An 18,736-nucleotide genomic window follows, 5' to 3' on the forward strand; every position below is an offset into this window, starting at 1 on the left:
AGTCGATAATGCCTTGTTTACGTTTTTAAAGATTGACGATCACTTTAAACCCGCCCCAGAACATACGCTTACCATCAAAGGGCATTGCTTTCATATCGGCACAGGCTTTCTTCACACGCGGATCGTTCATCACTTGTTTGTTAACTTTGTTACGATGTGCACGAGATTTATAAACAATATATGAGAAGACCACAATCTCACTGGGTTTTAGTTTTACGCTTTGTGGAAAGGAAGTATGTTTTCCGCGTTTAACATCATCAGCAGCCGCTTCGATGTATTCAAGCGCGCCATATTCACGCCATATTTTTCCCATTTTATTGGCTAAGCGACGATAAGCAGCAAGATTTTTTTTAGGAACAGGAACAACAAATCCATCAACGTAGCTCATAAAAACTCCTAATGATAGTTTTGATAGAATTGATGGTACGACTATTTGGCGAAGTGTTTAGTTCAAATAAATGAACTAAACACAGAAGAAATATCCTTCTATAATAACAGCGGTGATATTTTGGATAGGAGTATACTGCAGCTTCATGTATTAACACATTCTTCTTTTCATTTTGTCATGCACGAATTTTGTTGCTTGCCAAGGTTCGGGAATTTGAATGTCATTTGTTGACATTAAATCACCCACGTCCCCTTCTTTCTTGAGCGAACCGGAGAATAGATGCTTGACATGAAAACTAGAAACCTCTGTAGCTTCATCGATAAACCCAGCTGCATAAAGTCCTCCTAACGTACGCATCAATTGAGCGCGTGTGGGTCGATAGTGTCCGCTAGCATTGTTGATATAAGTAATAAAACCATTATCCATATAAAGCGTACCAGCACATTGTACAGGCTGTGATGCACGTATCGAATTATGAAATATGCTGTCATCAATGGCATCAAAAATATATAAGCCTCCTTTGGGAGAAACAATATATCGATAATAACCTGTGCAAATAGGTTCTTTTTTAGGATTTATTTTGAAGGTGCATCGCTTGTTATGAAGATGCACTTTATATTGTTGTTTTTGTGTTGCGTTTAATTGCGTACCTTTTCCACCGTTTAAGCCACAGCTAAGATAACCACTAACATAAGTAAACCAATAATAAACAGGGGCTAAATCCGTGAAGAAGACATTCGGATAGATCTGCTGAATTTTAACGGGGTTGCCTAATTCAGGTTGGCGAGCAAATAACTGTTTGAAAAAAGGGATATAACAATAAGATTGTGTGATATCGGGAAAATGAGGATAACGTAAAGGACCCTTTTTCATAAATTACCTATTAAAATGAATGCTGTGATAGCGCAGCATTTTAACAAAGCTGATGCATGAAATCATTTATTTACTCTTAAGTAGTATATGCACTATATATCTAAGCCTGATTTTCTTTTGGTAGACTTATCACTGTTTGTTAAGCCGGTTGGTCTTTTATGATGAGACCAAGTCGCTAACGACAGTGCCGGGGGAATAGAAGAGGGTATGGGTAATGTTGCGGGTGGTGGTTCCGCGAGGAAATCTGAGACAGAAAGTATTTCAGAGCCTGATGAAATTGGCGCAGCAAGTGACACGGATGCTCGAGCGGTACCAAGCATCGATGTTTGATTAACAAGAGATGCTCTAGCATTACCAGGCGTCGATGTTTGATTAACAAGCACAGTGAGCTTAGGTAAGAGTCCATAGTAATAAGGATAATTGATGCTAATCTGATAATGCAGTTTAGCGACTTGTATTATATCGCCTAATAATTTTCTAGATTGTAAAAGCCATTGATTATGTTCAGTTGTTGCAGGTTTTCCATTCAATGCATTTTTGAGATAATGAGTGAAGCCTTTAACGACATCAATGGGTTCATAGTCGACGCCACCAAATAGTACCCTTGGTAAAGATTCAAGCTGTAAACAATTTCTTATCTCACTTAAAACATTTGGCACAGCCGCATTATCAAGGATGATTTTAGTTTCAAGATGTAGTAATGAAGGGTGACATTTTTCAAAATCACAGAGATTATAGCCGTAATGAGCATGCGCTATTCGTATTAATTCTCCGAGATTATCTTTAGCTTGTAAAAGCAATTGATGATGTTCGGTAGTCACAGGTTTATGACATAATTCATTTCTAAGATATTTAAAATAAACATCAATCGCTTCTAAAGCTTCATATTCGACGCTTTGGTATTCGATCCTAGGTAATGTTTGTTTTTCCAGACTTTCGTTGACTCTTTCTAAAACAAGGGATATAGAAGTTTTATCTAAAGTCGCTTTAACGCCAAAGCGAGAACAGGAAAGATAATAGCGTACATCATCTTCTAAGAATGAACCATGCACTAAAGCCGTGTATAAATTTGTTTCAGGAAGACAAGCGTGCATTAAAATAGCAGTTTGTAGTTGCTGAAAATTTCTGAATTCTATTCCTAGCAATTCACACATGGCATAGGGATTTTCCTTGTTTCCATCATACATAAAGGTGATTTTTGTTAGCATGTTCCCAACATGGGGCAATGGCGTTGCTGACGCACTTTCAATCGAGCGCAACCAATAAAAATTTCTAGCGCCATCCACCAGTTCATTTAACTCGGCAAGCTTGGCTCTTGTTTTTTTATCAAGTGCGTCGAAACAATTTTTCAATCTGGAAATGGCAGAGGAATTCAAAGCAGAGGTAATCCCCATGATACAAAGAAGATCAGGGCCAATTCCTTGTTGAGGATGGCAAAGATTTGCTGCAACTTTGACAAAGAGCGTAATAATTTTAATGCGATTGGTCGTATTATCCTCATTAAGTAACAATTCTTGTAAATACCAAGAGAGAGTATTGGTAATTTTGATGCATTCTTTAATATTAGGAGCACGATGAGGATTCTTTAAATCTGACCACGCTTTATCGTAAAACTCAGATAATCTTACTTTTTGCAAACAAGTCAATGTCATTGTACGAAATTCATTTGCAATAAAAGCCACTTGGTCCTTTTGTTGACGATCATTTAAGCCGATAGCATGTCGCACAACAACATTAAAATCAGGTGAATTGCAATGACATTCATTTCGCGTTAACCATGCTAACAAAATATCATAATTCTTAAGCAGACTATTTGCTGCTAAATGGCATCTTATTTGATGCATCTCTTTGAGGTAGCAATTGAGCAGGGTGCCATGGTTAAGCTTTTGCGCCTTTTCTTGGATAGAACTTTGTGGATGATCAAATGCTCTCTTATTTCTTTCTTCATGAAAGGTTAAATAGGTTTTAAAGTTTCCATCTTGGGTCATTTGATAAATATCAGATATCAGTAGTTCTTTTATAATTAAATTGGCACGTAATTGTTGATGAGTATCAAGATGTTTCCAAAATCTGCGAATGATCATTAAAATATCGGTACGATCATACTTTGCTAGAAGTCCTTGAACCATATTGCAGACGTGGTGTTTGTCGAAGGCTTTATTTAGATTGGGGCGAATCGTTTGTGTGCCATCAATTGGCAACTCAACTGGTCGAAACCCACTACACAGATCCCAGCAGATTTTGCCATATTCATCAGTCATATATTTCTGATGTTTTAACCTTAACAATTCACGATCTGAAGGCATTTTGTTATTGCTGGGTGTTGCAAAGGTCTCTTGCGTTAATCCCGCATCATAAAGTGTTTGCTCAAATAACAACTCAAGTTCAGCAAGACGAAAATTTGCCTGTTTTAGCAGGATAATCATTTCAGAATTCAGCGCTCTGAAAGTGCTTTTTAATAGCATTACCTTTGCTAAGGTATTGTCTTGTAGATGCTGAACTATGCTATCCCCTTTTCTGTCTTGTGCATCAAGCTTAGCGACTTTAGCGAGCATTTGGAACATTTCAGTTTGCGCAGCAATAAGCTCTCTGGATTTAAATTCTTCTGCAATAGAACTGGCTACATGAAAAGCTTGTATAATTAAAGGACGGCCCAGAAAAATAGCAGCATTCGGATCGCCACCACTTTCTAAATATGATTTTAACGTTTCAATATCCCCCGTACGAAAAGAATCTAAAGTCAAGTTACGAGTCATAGCGGATGTTGTTAAACTCACCGTTTCTGGTGCCAGTCTTCCCGCTATTCTGCTATGAGATGGATTCACTGAAGGTGGTGTGTTTAATGCTCGCTCCGTCTCAGGTGGTGTGCTTGTTTTGTTAGGAGATGGTTTACCATCGCTGCTTGGGGTATCTTTTGCACTGCCTAATCGGAGTGCCGTGAATTTACTGGCAAGTTGACTAAGAGCATCTTCATTAATTTGTCTTGAACTTAAGGTGGGAAAAACTTTTTTTACTTTGCTCAAATCAATGCTAAAAGCTTTTAATTCGATCAGTAATGAAGGATTATCCTTTGCTAGCATTCTGGCGCAAATTCCTTCGTTATCTTTTTCATGAATATTGGCATTTGCCTTAACTAATAAGCGAATAGCCGGTATCATTTTTCGTTCTGTCGCTAAATACAATGGTGTTCGACCCTTGGTATTTTTTTCATCACGAAATTCAGGTGCAAGCTCAATCAGAGTGGCGAGAATTTCTTCATGGTAGTGAAGGATGGCATAGTGATACGCTCCATTACCAGCATTATCAACGAATGTGATAATCGGTTTGTGTTTTTCAATTAGTTTACGAACCAATAAGGGAAGTTGTCTGATCATCGCAATTTGTAAAATACTACGATTGCGTAAATATCGATGATTGATGAGGCTTGGATTTGTTTTTAATAGTTCTAGAATTTTCTTAACTTTGTTCTTTTCATCTTCGGCGCTATCAAAAATGGCATGCAATGCAGCAACGGATTGTTCATTGGTAGGGCCATATTTCATGATGCTATCCTTTTCATTATTTTTATTAGCCTTATGATATATGAAGTACGCTAAATGTTGAGCCTGCTGAAAAGATCAGTGCATTTGTGATAATGCAAAAAAGATTAACGCGCACCTTGGTGGCGCGTTAATCTAAGGCGAGTTACAAGAGTACATTTCTTAATATACGCTTTTCTTCTGTGGTGATTGCAAGAGGTTGATTGCGAGTGCTGGTTCTGGCAATAGGCGTATAAACATTGGTTGTTTCAAATAAAGTGGGCTGATAGGAAGAAGATGAAAGTTTCAGTTGGCAAAAAGTGTCAGACAAGGTATCAAGCCAATCGGGTGTTCTATTTTCTTTTTCTTCTTCAAGCGGTAAACCATCCATTTTTCGTTTTATCAAACGAACGGTATCACTATGAAGATTCGCTTTGGCGATGCTGATGAGACGATCATAAAAACGGGGTTCCATTTTTATATCTTGATTGAATAATTCTCGTATTATTGAGTTAAAGCCAAACGCTACAGCCATTTCAAGTAGATCCCGCTTAACAGAAAGGCGCAATATAGCGTGCGCCGCTGTGATTAATTCTAAAGCAATCGCCTCATGCCGATGTTGCATTGCTATTTTTATTGCCGATTGCACGGTCTGTGATGAGCAAAGCAAATCTGGATGCTTAGCAAACAGGGTAACTAAAGGTAGGTTTCCTTGCTTAGCAGCAATCAGCACAATTTGTTGGATGGTGACACTATTAAATGATTTAGGAGCAAGTTCATAGGCTTTGGTTACAATCGTATCGTTGTCCTTTTCGGTTGCAAAAATAACCGCTAAACGAATATCAGGAGCGAATCGATTATGATTGGCTCCGCGTAAGGTTAAGGTCAGGATCTCAGGATAGTTTTTAGTAATTGCTGTACTGACTACTTTTTTTAAGGTGAAAGCAATGACTCTGTCAGCGGGGAGGTGGAAAAACTGAGCAACAATTTTAGTAAAACCACCATCGGCTGCTAACATGAGTGCACTGCGTCTTGTAGAGGCATCAAAAGCTTGTGGTTTATGGGTAAGCAATAGATTGAAAATCAGATGATGGCCTGTTTGTGCACATAAAATAGCCGCTTTGGATAGCATCGGTGTGGCAAAGGCTGTTTTGTGATTTTCCAGGTGTTCACGCACAAAGTGCGTATTACCCAATGCGCTTGCAAAGTGCAAGCCTTGGGTATGAATGTTAAGTTGTCTTTTGGTATATTCAGCGAGCGCGGTGGGCTCAATCGGCACAGGTTCTTGTGGTATTGTTCTGCCGACACATAACAACAAGCCTTGTAAACAATCTATTTGTGCTTCATTTAATTGAACGGGTTGTGTTTGGTTATAGCAAGCATTGACAAAATGGATAAATGATAAATCCTGTTCTTTTAACAGCGTTGAGGTCGCTTGATAGAGCTGTAGAAAAAGCTTCTTGGGATCCTGTTTCATTACCGTTCTTTTTTGTGCAGCAATGGGTGCGAAATAGGTATTGACTGCCTCGCGCCAAGTGCCAGCATGATTAAATAAATCGTATCCTCTGCGTGAAGTAAGTGAAAGATTAAATAAAGTTTTCAGGGGAATATCGGTATGAATAAGATGTTCGGTCAAGAGTAGTTGTACTTCAAATGGTAAAATATCCCAGATGGATTCTGATGACATATCTAATGACATAATTGCCTCCTTGGCAAATAATCCACTGTTATTTTTATTATGATGTGGACAGGATTTTTTAATATTACGTTCAAGCAATATCAAAATTTATTTATTGAGGCAAGAACTTCCATTCAAAATTTTTATTTAAATGGAATGCATTTAATAAAAATGAATATAAACAGGAACTTGAAAAAAGTGGGTATAAAAATTGCTATTGTTGAAATGGTAGCGCAAGAGAAGGTCCGGAAATACTTAAAAATCACGGGAAATTACTAAAAATACAAAAAGTCAGCCGGCTTATTTTTTTACTACAAATGAAACTTATGATAGACTTTGCTACTCGTATTTTTGATAGTTTCTGCTGATGTTTGATTTAACCTTATTCCAGTCTATCGTGTTACTGGTATGTGCTTTTTTGGTCGGATTTAGTAAAACGGCAGGCACAAGCTTAAGCTCGGTGATCATTCCCATTATGGTTGATGCCTTTCCTGCTAAAGAAGCCACCGGTATTCTAAGCCTCGCTTTTTTCTTTGCAACCTTTCATGCCGTCTACCATTATCGTCATTATGTACGATGGCATTATTTTCCGATGCTTGCACCAGGCGTGATAACGGGGTTATTCGTTGGTACTTGTTTTATGCAAGATGCCTCTAACGATAGTATTAAACTCATCATTGGCATGATTATCTTGACAATGTTGGCATTTAATGCAATTCAAAGTGAAGTTGCATCTTCTTTCGCGCCTAAGAAAAATTTCTTCATTGCTAGCCTTTTTGGCATGGTGATAGGCTTTAGCTCCGTGTTAGCCAATTCAGGTTCACCGATATTGGCCATCTATTTACTCATGCAAAAAGAAGATAAATTCCATTTAATAGGCACGCTTTCCGTGTTCTTTTTCTTTGTTGATGTGATTAAAATTCCTATCAACCTTTGGTCTGAAGTAGTGACGTACACCAGTTTAAAGCTAAGTTTAGTGATGATGCCTTTAATGATCGTTGGCGGTTTTGCAGGCATTGCTTTTCTAAGATGGATCTCCAATCAACAGTTTCGTCGTTTGGTAGAATGGCTCAGCTTTGCCGGTGGCATCAAACTCGTTTTTAGACCCTTAATGAATCTATTGTAAACGTTCCAGTGGCATTGCCACTGGAACGCTATCTTATTTTTACGCTAGTTTTAAAAGAGGCGCATGCATTTCTTTATACTGATGTTCTCTTTCTTGCCGAGCTTGCGTTTGTCGTAATGGATAACGGCTTTGTGCTGCTCTATAAGAAGGAAGAACGGGTACACTCTTAGGCAGTAAACCTTCATAAGAAATATCTGGCTTTTGCACAAAAGAATTGGTTCTTAACCATGAATAAAGTGAAGTGCGCAATTTGGTTAATTGGCTACGAGAGTTACTATAAAGGGTATCAAGAACACTTTTAAAGCCGTTCTTTTTTACTTCAGCTAAAAAGGAGGCAGTCATTGCTCCTTGGTATTTACCGCTAAGAAATGCATCTGCAGATGTTTGGTTATCTTGACAACCGCTTAACATCACTGTATAGCCATGTGGCCGCTCTGTGGTGATCTTGGTGGTGGGTTTGTCTATATTATTTTTTAAATCGAAAACGGACGCGGAATGGCAGCAATCCATGATTGCAGCAAGTTTCACGCCATAGGGTAAGTTTTGCAGTATTTTCTTTAATTCATCATCGGTAATGTCAGTAATCTCGCCATCAGAGATTGCACAAATGGTTTCATCTCGACCATCAGGCTCATCCGCATTTAAATCGCGAGTATAGGAACCATGACCACTATAATGGAAGAAAATCTCATCACCAGGTTGTGCGTTATCAACAATCTTTCTCAACTGCGCAAGAATATTTTCCCGAGAAGGAGTATAGTTTGCCCTTGCATAATCATCTGAAATTAAGGTGATATCAGTGTAGCCATTTTTTTGCAGTTCTTGTCTCATTGCCAACATATCATTGGCACACCCATTGAGTCGATTTGAAGTGCCAATATAATTAATGCCAATCAACAATGCTTTTTTAGCCATGTCAGATCTCCTTGTGATTGTCTTCCTATCTATTTATTCAGCCATCATTGCATGACGGCTGCTGAACATAGAGCAAACACCTCTTTGCAGTATGTTCAATTGTCAATATGCAATGAATCACATCTTCTTCGCAACCATTTTTCATCATGCGTTGAAGCATTGTTTTTAATGAGCAACATAAATGATTTATAAAAAACGTTGATTTATATAGAAAGTGATACAATTAGTGTGTGAACTAAAATGTTTTATTTGGGTTAAACTCTGTGTAAAAATGCAGTCAATAGATTGGGAAAAAATATGTTACGTCATAAACATCAATGGTTATTATGGGCTAATGAAATACAAGGCATTTCGCAAGCCGGATTAACCTACGCTAAAGATCCTTTTGATTTACAACGTTACCAACGTTTACAACAATTAGCAGCTGAAATGGTTGCCTATCAATCATTTGATGCTTTTGAAAAAATTCAACAATTATTTGCCAGCGAAAAGCACTATCTGACACCCAAACTAGATGTGCGTGTTGCCATTATCCAAGAAGAAAACATTCTTTTAGTCAAAGAAATATCTGATGGAAAATGGTCATTACCCGGTGGCTGGGCAGATGTGAATGAATCACCCGCTGAAAATGGCATCAAAGAAGTCTTGGAGGAAACCGGTTTGCAAGTGGCGATCACTAAATTATTTGCTTTATTTGATAAGCTCAAGCACACCCACCCACCAGAGCTACCGCATGCTTATAAAGCCTTTTTTCTAGGGGAGATTATCGGCGGTGAAATCAAAACCAGTATAGAAACAACACAAGTCCAGTTCTTTCATAAAGACGAATTACCCGTGTTATCGATAAATCGAGTGACGCCTGCGCAAATCGCATTGGCTTTTACCCATTATCAAAATAAAACCTTAGCCACTGATTTTGATTGAACAATATAGGTAAATGATGATTACATCAGAAATAGCCATCAAAAAAATAAAAGCAATACTATCAACGTATATTTTGCGACATAAAAATCAATCTTTTAGCTGGGTTGCGCAAGCTGAAATAGCATTAAATCAATTTTCCTATCGTTTTTTATTGGAAGGACATTTAGCAAAAGCGTATTCAGTGCAAGAAATACGAAATTATGTATTAGCAGAAATTTCGCCGCAATTTGTTACCACGGCTAAATGGCTTATCGGCTTGAAGGGTGCGAGTGATTTACGGGCCGATCTTGAAAATGAAGTTAAGCGTTGGCCTCAAGATGAACTAGAATTTTCCTCTCCATCTTCTCCTTCTACACCCAATTACAGCGCCTTAAATCATTGGGAAAAATTGTTTACTGACGCACAAGAATCTGCAGAAAAGAACCCAAAAGATCGTTTGTCCTTTAATTAAGCACGATCAAAATTGAATTTTTCTGCTTTTTGATGCTAAATGGGGCATCTCAAGAGATAGATATTAGTTATTTATATTAATAAAAATAAAAGGGCCTGCTATGATCATTCAACCTAAAATTCGCGGCTTTATCTGTACAACAGCGCATCCCCAAGGCTGCATGCAAAGTGTTAATGAACAAATCGACTATGTAAAACAACATGGCTTATTATCTCAAGGACCTAAAAAGGTTTTAATTATCGGTGCTTCTACAGGCTATGGCTTGGCGAGCCGCATTGCAGCGGCCTTTGGTGCAAATGCAAAGACTATCGGTGTTTTCTTTGAAAAAGAGGCAGAGGGCAAAAGAACCGCTTCAGCGGGTTGGTATAATAGTGCAGGTTTTGAAAATGCAGCCAAGCAAAAAGGCCTCTATGCCAAAAGTATTAATGGTGATGCTTTTTCCGATGAGATAAAAGCGAAAACGATAGAGCTGATTCAACAAGACTGGCAAGGCGGTGTTGATTTGGTCGTTTACAGCTTAGCATCACCTCGGCGCAAACATCCTAAAACGGGCGAACTCTTTAATTCTACTTTAAAACCAATTGGTCAATCCTATACCAGTAAAACGATTGATGTGATGAGTGGTCAAATCTCAGACATTACGTTGCCACCAGCAAGCGAGCAGGACATTGATCAGACCGTCACCGTGATGGGGGGCGAAGACTGGCAAATGTGGATAGACGCTTTGCTAGAAGCCGATGTACTGGCGGCAGGGGTTAAAACCATTGCCTATTCTTATATTGGTCCCCAATTAACGTACCCAATTTATCGTGAAGGAACGATTGGTAAGGCAAAAAATCATCTTGAAGCAACCGCTCACCATTTGAACAAAACACTGAGCGCTATTGATGGTCAAGCTTTTGTTTCGGTTAATAAAGCACTTGTCACGCAAGCAAGCGCTGCCATTCCTGTTGTGCCTTTGTACATTTCTTTGCTTTATAAAGTGATGAAAGAAAAACAATTGCATGAAGGCTGTATTGAGCAAATCGTTCGCTTATTCCAAGATAGGCTCTATAGCGGCAATTCACAGGTTCCTGTTGATGCTCAGGGTTTAATTCGTATTGATGATTATGAAATGAAACCCGATGTACAAGCTGCCGTGTCCCAGTTATGGGAACAAGTGAACAGTGAAAACGTGATGAGCATTTCCGATTTAGCAGGGTATCGTCATGAATTTCATAAATTATTTGGCTTTGAAGTGAGTGGGATTGATTATCAGGCAGAATGTGAACCCGAAGTCAGTATTGCTTCATTACAGGAGATGGTGAGCTGATATACTCTTCGCATTCGAATTTTAGGTTTTGTTGGCAGCTCTCACTCACCCCCGTCATGCACTAAGTGTGCACTCCGGGGGCTTCACTCGTTTGCCGCCTCACCTAAAAATCGACTACTTTGAGTATAAACAACTCACCTTGCCACCTTTTAAAGACGTCGTTTTCTTAAGATCGATTTGATGGTTTCTTGATTAGTTGTGGCTTTTGCCGAAGAGTGGGGAACGGTTGCCTTGGGTGAATTGCTCGTGGGTAGTGTCTTCTCAATCAAGGTTGTGGTTGATGATGGTGAGACAAGCGGTGTCTGTGCTTCTTGTCTTGATTGATGGAGTTTTTCACACAACAAAGCGGCACCGCTGAAGCCCATCACATACAAGCCCATCATAGGCCAAGGCGACATGCAAAGACCCATTCCAACCAAACACAGTGCCAATATGGTATAGGTAAACGTTGAGAATCTGTTTGCAGGAGTGGCAATCTGATTTTTAAGCTCAGGATTCTTTTTCAAAAAACGCTTAAGCGGTTTTTCTTGATCGTTTCTGACAGGTGCAGGTCGTTTTTGTTCTTCTCTTAATTTATTTCTAAGATTAAACAAACGCTTGCCGTTTTGGGTATCTAATTCAGCAAAATTGACTTTGCGAGCAGGCTTAAGTAAAGAGATCAGATCGTTAGCAGTTTTAGGATATTTCCCTGCGAGTGCCTTAATATTTTTAATGTTCGCTTGACGACACAGCCAAGTATTAACCGCCTTAGGTTCACTCAATCTAGCGGTTGCAGGCTTAATGGCTAATCTGGGTTCTGCTTGATAATAAGCGGGATATTGCTGTTGTAAGAAGGCTTTTAATTCTCGACCGTTATCGGTATCCCATAATCCACCACCTAAGGTTGATGAGATTAACAAGCAAGGCACCCGCCAAAAACGCAGCGGTAGTTGTGCTCCTGCATCGGCACTACCGTAACTTGGGAAAAGTTCGCGAATACGTTGCACAACATTTTGCGGTAATTCTGTAGAAAAAGCTTTTAGGAAAAGGCCTATGGGATAAGGTCCTATCTTCTTTTCTAATAAGCCAAAAAAAGGAAACCAGGTGTTTGCATAGGTAGAAGAGTTGCCTGATGATTGATAAAAAGGCATCCCATTGATGGTAATCATTTCATAAGCAGGTATGCCTGTATGAACAATATGAGCAATTTGTAAGGTTTTCGCAGAGCGTGGCATCACAACTTTCCTAGCATAATTGAGAAGGCGCTCATGTTAGCAGCAAAGCTAGCTTTGAACTAGTGTAGATCCTAAAGTTCGAATGACAGCATTTGCGGTTTGCATTCCTTGCCAAAAAGCTTCTTCAAATAAGGAAAGACCGCTCATATCGGAATGGGCAAAAAAGAGTTTACCTTGTGCGCGTTGGAGCTGCTGGCGTTCGCGCCAAACAAGGTGGGGGGTAGGGCAAATCATGCCGTGCCCTAATACACGGTATTGAATATCGCTGATAAGGAGTGATATCCCAGGGTGCATATTTTCTAAATCATTGACAATATGTTGTCGCCATTCTTGTGGAGTGCGATTGAGCGCTGTTTGTCTTGCAAGTTTGGGGGTAACATCGTCCAAAGGCAAATAATAGGTAATAACCGTGTTATGCCGTCTTGCTTGTAAGGATTGATGCTTTGCATGAATATAACCTAAAGAAGGGCTGTAATAGGAAACATTATCCCAAGCAATATCAGCACCATTTCTTTTGGGTTCACCTGTTAAAGTGATATTTGCCACTATCCATGGGGCATATTGCAGTTTATCATGGTTTGCAAAGCAGGGAGCAAAATCAAGATGACAGATTTGTTTTGCCACAAAACGAGGAATAGCCATAATGACATAATCGGCAAGATAAGCAGCCGATTGCTGACTTTTGCCATCAAAATAATGGATAGCTATTTTTTCATCTTGGACTTGTACGTTATAAACTAAACAATCAGTTTGAATTTTGTCTTGAAAGCCTTTGGCTAATTGGTTAACCAGAAAGCCATTTCCTTCTGGCCAAACCAGAATGGCATCATCATCGCCATTAGCAATGCGAGGGCGTCTGGCGGCAAAATAATGAATACCTGCCCAGGCAGAAACCGTATCAATGCCACCGCCGAAATCATCGCGGCAACAATAGTTGATATACCAACGCAAGTAAGGGGAATAAAAATGTTGTTGATTCAAGAAATCGGCCATGGTGAGAGCATCCAACCGCACAAAGCTTTCATCGGTTGAAGATAAATCAACCGGGATAGCAAACGCATTACGGCCATCCACTCCCTTGATATGCTTGTAATATTTCATTAATGCAAAGAAACGCTCTATTTCTGCTTGCTCAGCGGGTGTTAAGCCTTGATGCGGCACTAAACCTTCTTGCCAAGAGCCATTTAAATAAAGACGTTCTTTTAAATCATGGCATAAATAAAATTCATTATAATAAGGCAACCCTTGCTGATTAAACCCCGTGATAATATTAGCTGCTTGTAGAAAAGGGTATAAAAATGCACTTTCCTCACTTAACACGGGTAAATAATGGGCTCCCCAAGGAAAGGCAGAGACATCATTCTGGCCACTTGCAGCGTTGCCACCGATGATAGATTCTAATTCTAAAACTCGAAAATCTCTGATCCCTTGTTGTTGAAGGTGCAAGGCAGCGCTAAGACCTGCAACCCCACTACCGATAATCGCCACTTGTGTTCGGTATGTCTTTTGCACGGGCGGGAAAGCAGCGTTACGTAATCGATGAGCATATTCGGGTGATATCCCTTGAGATGTTATTCTAGGCGCGGAAAAAGCTTGTTGATAAGCATATTTTCCTAAAGGCCACGCCAGTGCCCCAAGCCCTGCTAAACCCAGCCATTTGAGGAATTGACGGCGAGAATGGCTATCCGACATAGTTTAACCATTCATCTTCAAAATAACGCACCAGTGCTTGGTTATTTAAAGCGTTTATTTCAGTAGACAAATAATCCATATCGTGTGGAATGTTAAAAAGACTAGGAATTAAATTCTGTGTTAGATATTTCAATGAATGCGGTAAACGATAAGTTGGCGAAAACTGTTCAGATTTTGCAACCAAATGGTAACCCCATAATCCAAATGCGGGGACATACGTAACATAAGGTTTCACAAAAAAGCCAACGCTGCTTAGCGTATTGGCAATGCACCAGTAGCTTTTACGAGCAACTAAAGGTGAGGTAGATTGGATAACCGCCATACCGTTTTGATTCAGCGCTGCATAAAGCGTGCGGTAAAATGCATTGGAATAGAGTTTTCCCAATGAAAAATTAGAAGGATCGGGGAAATCGACCACAATGAAATCAAAAAATTGCTGATTTTTTCGTAGCCATAAAAAAGCATCATCATGGATAATTTTAACTTTATTCGATTGTAACGCTTTTTCGTTCAAGTCATATAGTAAAGGGACGCAGCGAAAGAGTTCTGTCATCGCTGGATCAAGATCAACCAGCGTAATTTCTTCGACCGACGGATATTTAAGGATTTCACGAACCGCAAACCCATCGCCACCGCCAAGGACCAACACCTTTTTAGGCGATGCAATTTGTGATAATCCAAGGTGAACTAAAGCCTCATGATATCGGTATTCATCACGAGAACTAAATTGGAGATTACCATTTAAAAACAGTCGAATATCATTTTGATTACGCGTTAAGACAATACGTTGATAAGGTGTCGATTTGCTATAGAGAATTTTTCCTTCATAATTTTGTGCTTCAGCAAAGGTGGTCAAGGTATTCGAAAAAATAAACGCTATGGCAAGTACCACTGAACAGCCCATGGCTTTGATATACCATAACCGATGTTGGTTGAGCGTATTTCTAAAAGACCAAATGGCAAGCATTCCCACACTGGTATTAATCAACCCAAATAGCAAGGCAGAGCGCACTAACCCTAAATGGGGTACAAGCAGCAATGGAAATAGCAAAGAGGCAAGCAGTGCACCGATATAATCAAAGGTGAATACTTTAGAAACCAGATCTTTAAAATCTGTGTAATGTTCTTTTAAGATCCGCATCATTAATGGGATCTCTAATCCAACACAGCAACCGATTAAAAAGACGATACTATAAAGTAACGGTCGAAAGTGATTTATAAATTCAAAAGCGACAAACAACAGCAGTGCAGAGAATCCACCTAAAAGGCCTATCAGCAATTCAATTTTAATAAAGAACTCAATAAGGTTTTTATCAATAAACTTAGACAGATAAGAACCAACCCCCATGGAAAATAAATAGACCCCAATGATGGTTGAAAATTGTGTGATAGAATCACCCAATAAGTAACTGGCTAAGGTACCGCATATGAGCTCATAGATTAATCCACAAGTTGAAACCACAAAGACTGAAAACAGTAATAAGAGCGCCATACTATCCCGAGATTGCTGCTGCAATAATATTAGAAATACCCAGTACCATGGCTCCAACAATCACCGCAAGAGCAATATTGTGCTCATCAATTATTTCTTTCCACATCCGCCAAGGGGTTAACTTGTCGTAGACATAAAAACCAAGTCCTAACATGACAAATCCCACAACAGAATAAACAATGGAATTAATCAGTGGATGTAAATTAAACCAAGTTGCTGCAGCCATAATCAATCATTCCTTATTTATGTGATAATGAGTGTGAATAACCTTTTGCGCTCCAAGATGAACCTGATTTGGCAAAAGACAGCATATCGATACCATGCAAGGTGGTATAAGAGAACCAGCCAAATACAGCTAAACTATAAGCGATACCAAAGATAAGACCTTTATTACGAAAGGGGTTCATTTTTAAGAGATCCTTCGTTTATATTCAAAGTAGAAATAATATCCAAGTCCTACCACACTGGGTAAGAGCATCAGGAAAATAGTAAAAAAGAAACTACCGCCATTAATACCACCTTGTTTTAAGCTATATTTAACAGGCAGTGAACCATAAGCATTGGTGGTTGCATTGAATACCAGATGATATTTACCTTTGGGCAGCGCAGAAAAAGTCATACTATTCGTTGTTGAACCTTCACTCCAATAACCTTCATCATAGCCATGGTAATATTCAACGCCACTCTCAAAATAAACCGATTTCCCCGTTTCTTCATTAATGAGCTTGGCGTCCAGATCAACCCAGCTGTTATTCACTGGTGCATACAGATAAAAGTGTAAAAATGCTTTGTTATCGGTAATCTCAAAAGTCGGTGATACGGTCTCAGTATTGACAGGCGTTTGATTGTTAGGTGATACAGGTTCAGAATTAGCAGTCGTTGCATTATAGGGTAATATTGGCGTAGATTGCGAAAGCACTTGATTAGAAATCGCAGAAAATTCCCCCGTCGAAAGCGTTTTCTCATGATTAGCAGCTATTAATATAAACGTGAATACGGCAAGGATAATAGTGCCTATTACGCCAACAGAAACCATCGCTGAGAGTTCTTGTTTGCGTTTGAACGGTTGATTAATGGTAGCGCCAACTTTAGCGGGCAAATTGGCATCTAAGTTGAAAGCAGTTTTAATCGTTTCAGGTTCAATGTATTCTGCTAACGACCAATTTTGTTCATCTGCTCCTTTCTCTTGTGTAAGAATATTCGGAGCACAAACATAATCTTCAATCTGACAAGCATCATTAGCTTTAACCCGCCAATAAAATTCGCCGACGACATAAGTCACGACCGCATTATAACGCGCATAATACTGATAAGTGAGATCAAGATACGTTAATTTATTACCGATGATGTTTTTTTTAGGTACATCATGAAGCGTAACAACATAATTCCAATGTCCAAGGCATTCTGTGAGCCAACGAAAGCCTTTGTAAGGATTAAATAATAAATATTCTTGCCAGGTGGTCATGGGTGAGCGACGTTGCATAAAGCCAATCACTTCCCAAGTGGCGCCATGTAACTTGCCACGGGTTCCAAGTGGGATATAAGGAGTAACATTGCTTTTATTGGCTGAAAGCCCTTCGATTTCTAACCCATTTACAGTGACATTGTAAAGTGCTGCGCAATATGGACAAACTAAAGTGGTTGTGTATCCCTTAGCGCGTAAGGTTAAGGCACCGCCACATTTAACACAGGTAAGCTGTTCTACCTGTGGTGGCGTTGCTTTGTGATCAGGATGTAGATATTTACCAGCCATCAAGCGCTCTTAAATTGGTCAACTGCAGATCCTCAAACGAAACATTTTTACCTTTAAAAAAACGGTATTTTCCGTGCGTGTATTCTAAATAAGCACAGTTATTATCAGTGGTTAATAAATCAATCGAGATGCCTTTCATGCCGGTTGTAAATTCAAAGGGTAATTCTCCCACGCAACCGACACATTCAAACTCTTTGATGTCACTGATTGTATAAGACATATTCTCAATGGTAATGGCTTGACCTGCATTTAAAAAGGTGGGTTCATTGAGTGTTTCGTTTAAAATAATTTCTTGCGAATAACTTAAAAACCCCATTGCTTCAGCAAGCCATGCTGCATCACCATTGGGTTCAATTAGATACCATTCATTCCAAGAGCCATCTTGCCATGCGACTTTGAGCTGACCTATCATCTCAAATGATTTGCCGAAATACTTGCCTTGGGTACCAATTTGAAAAGGCGACATGTCGGAGGGTAAAACAGCCATTTTACCTTGTTGCTGCCACATTTCACCATTTCGTTTTAAAATAGATTGACAATAAGGACAAATGCTCATGGTTGAAAAGCGGCTTTTAAATTCTAATTCTCCGCCACAGGCAGGACAAGTTAATTGCATTTAGATGTCCTTTAATAATTGTTGCTTTTTTTCTTCAAACTCGGCTTGTGTAATCAGCCCTTGGCGTAACATGTCATTGAGCTTCTCAATTTTGGCAAAGGCAGCCATGCTGTCTGCTTGACTTTCAGGAGCCGAAACGCTTTGTACAATGAAATCAACAAGCTGTAAGCCAAAGGCTTTAAAATCAGTTGTCAGTTCTTGTTTGATGACTTCAGAAAAACGTTGGCGCTCGGTTAAGAATTGCAAAATATTATTTTGATTTTCACTGACAATGGCGGTGAAATGATCCAAGATCATAGAACGTAATTGTCCAGCAAGATCGTCCGTTGTAAATTGCTTATAATCATTTGGTAAGTGTTGCCATAGGCGTTTAGGATTATCGAGCGTAAAAGAAAAAGTGCCGTGTGCTCGTAATGCATTCATGCCAATGCTGGTATCTTTAACAATGATAGGCGTGGGGGTTCCCCAACGTTGATTAGAAAATATTTTAGTCGAAAAGAAATAGTTTTGTAATGTTGCTGCGGGTTTTAGCTTTTCTGGCGGAATAATCCAATCAAGTGGGTAAGATCCTTTTTCAACAATCGCGACAATCGTTTGATTGAGCAACATCATGCAAAGTTGTCCCTCTTCAATGACAACCATTGTTTGAGGTGTCCAAGATGCTATATCAGCATTCCAACTGACAACAGCAGGATCATTCACACTACTTTGAATAGTGGTAGGTCTAGAAAAGGGCAACCAGGATTGTTTAGCCATAAAACCCATGCAGAAAGTGTATTAACTT

General features: G+C 39.3%; 17 protein-coding genes. 4 read left to right on the plus strand and 13 right to left on the minus strand.

Annotation, left to right across the window (positions count from 1 at the left end):
- Positions 1-25: 25 nt before the first annotated feature.
- The 4 genes from HT99x_RS00705 to HT99x_RS00720 form a co-directional block, all read right to left on the minus strand.
- Complete coding sequence (locus HT99x_RS00705; protein ID WP_075067536.1) at positions 26-388, minus strand: DUF1428 family protein; 363 nt, start codon at positions 386-388, stop codon at positions 26-28.
- 150 nt (positions 389-538) lie between these two features.
- Positions 539-1,261 (minus strand): IQM protein middle domain-containing protein, encoded by a 723-nt coding sequence (locus tag HT99x_RS00710; RefSeq protein WP_075067535.1) that lies wholly within the window; start codon positions 1,259-1,261, stop codon positions 539-541.
- Between the two features lie 92 nt (positions 1,262-1,353).
- Entirely contained in the window at positions 1,354-4,803 is a 3,450-nt protein-coding gene (locus tag HT99x_RS00715) for a RasGEF domain-containing protein (RefSeq protein ID WP_075067534.1), read from the minus strand.
- A 142-nt stretch (positions 4,804-4,945) separates the two neighbouring features.
- A complete protein-coding gene (locus HT99x_RS00720) occupies positions 4,946-6,478 on the minus strand; it encodes an ankyrin repeat domain-containing protein (RefSeq protein ID WP_075067533.1) in 1,533 nt (510 codons plus the stop codon).
- A gap of 346 nt (positions 6,479-6,824) precedes the next feature.
- On the opposite strand from HT99x_RS00720, the gene HT99x_RS00725 reads away from it, so the two are divergent.
- A complete protein-coding gene (locus tag HT99x_RS00725; RefSeq protein ID WP_075067531.1) occupies positions 6,825-7,583 on the plus strand; it encodes a TSUP family transporter in 759 nt (252 codons plus the stop codon).
- A 39-nt stretch (positions 7,584-7,622) separates the two neighbouring features.
- Here HT99x_RS00725 and HT99x_RS00730 read toward each other — a convergent pair whose 3' ends face one another.
- A complete protein-coding gene (locus tag HT99x_RS00730) occupies positions 7,623-8,498 on the minus strand; it encodes a caspase family protein (RefSeq protein ID WP_075067530.1) in 876 nt (291 codons plus the stop codon).
- A 297-nt stretch (positions 8,499-8,795) separates the two neighbouring features.
- On the opposite strand from HT99x_RS00730, the gene HT99x_RS00735 reads away from it, so the two are divergent.
- The 3 genes from HT99x_RS00735 to fabV all read left to right on the plus strand — a co-directional run bounded on the left by HT99x_RS00735 (position 8,796) and on the right by fabV (position 11,185).
- Entirely contained in the window at positions 8,796-9,422 is a 627-nt protein-coding gene (locus HT99x_RS00735) for an NUDIX hydrolase N-terminal domain-containing protein (RefSeq protein ID WP_075067529.1), read from the plus strand.
- 13 nt (positions 9,423-9,435) lie between these two features.
- Positions 9,436-9,873: a hypothetical protein gene (locus HT99x_RS00740; RefSeq protein ID WP_139016653.1), complete on the plus strand. Its 438-nt coding sequence runs from the start codon at positions 9,436-9,438 to the stop codon at positions 9,871-9,873.
- A gap of 100 nt (positions 9,874-9,973) precedes the next feature.
- Positions 9,974-11,185: an enoyl-ACP reductase FabV gene (gene fabV, locus HT99x_RS00745; RefSeq protein WP_075067527.1), complete on the plus strand. Its 1,212-nt coding sequence runs from the start codon at positions 9,974-9,976 to the stop codon at positions 11,183-11,185.
- Positions 11,186-11,334: 149 nt separating this feature from the next.
- Here the strand turns inward: fabV and HT99x_RS00750 are convergent, their stop codons facing one another.
- The 8 genes from HT99x_RS00750 to HT99x_RS00785 are packed head-to-tail and all read right to left on the minus strand — an operon-like array spanning position 11,335 to position 18,708.
- Positions 11,335-12,399 (minus strand): hypothetical protein, encoded by a 1,065-nt coding sequence (locus HT99x_RS00750; protein WP_075067526.1) that lies wholly within the window; start codon positions 12,397-12,399, stop codon positions 11,335-11,337.
- A gap of 48 nt (positions 12,400-12,447) precedes the next feature.
- Positions 12,448-14,091: an FAD-dependent oxidoreductase gene (locus HT99x_RS00755; protein ID WP_075067525.1), complete on the minus strand. Its 1,644-nt coding sequence runs from the start codon at positions 14,089-14,091 to the stop codon at positions 12,448-12,450.
- The gene (locus HT99x_RS00760) at positions 14,081-15,583 is read right to left on the minus strand and encodes a polyamine aminopropyltransferase (RefSeq protein ID WP_075067524.1); all 1,503 of its coding nucleotides are present in this window, start codon (positions 15,581-15,583) and stop codon (positions 14,081-14,083) included. The genes HT99x_RS00755 and HT99x_RS00760 overlap by 11 nt, the downstream gene beginning before the upstream one ends.
- A gap of 1 nt (position 15,584) precedes the next feature.
- Positions 15,585-15,809 carry a DUF350 domain-containing protein gene (locus HT99x_RS00765; protein ID WP_075067523.1) on the minus strand — a complete coding sequence of 75 codons (225 nt, stop codon included), beginning with the start codon at positions 15,807-15,809 and terminating at the stop codon, positions 15,585-15,587.
- 13 nt (positions 15,810-15,822) lie between these two features.
- Positions 15,823-15,990, minus strand: a complete 168-nt coding sequence (locus HT99x_RS00770; protein ID WP_158003424.1) for a hypothetical protein — start codon at positions 15,988-15,990, stop codon at positions 15,823-15,825.
- Between the two features lie 2 nt (positions 15,991-15,992).
- On the minus strand, positions 15,993-17,336 hold the full coding sequence (locus HT99x_RS00775; RefSeq protein ID WP_075067522.1) for a DUF4178 domain-containing protein: 1,344 nt from the start codon (positions 17,334-17,336) through the stop codon (positions 15,993-15,995).
- Positions 17,326-17,952 carry a DUF4178 domain-containing protein gene (locus HT99x_RS00780; RefSeq protein ID WP_075067521.1) on the minus strand — a complete coding sequence of 209 codons (627 nt, stop codon included), beginning with the start codon at positions 17,950-17,952 and terminating at the stop codon, positions 17,326-17,328. Before HT99x_RS00780 ends, HT99x_RS00775 begins: the two co-directional genes overlap by 11 nt.
- Complete coding sequence (locus tag HT99x_RS00785; RefSeq protein ID WP_075067520.1) at positions 17,953-18,708, minus strand: SPFH domain-containing protein; 756 nt, start codon at positions 18,706-18,708, stop codon at positions 17,953-17,955.
- Between the last annotated feature and the right edge of the window lie 28 nt (positions 18,709-18,736).

It is taken from the genome of Candidatus Berkiella aquae (assembly GCF_001431295.2).
GTDB classification, from domain to species: domain Bacteria; phylum Pseudomonadota; class Gammaproteobacteria; order Berkiellales; family Berkiellaceae; genus Berkiella; species Berkiella aquae.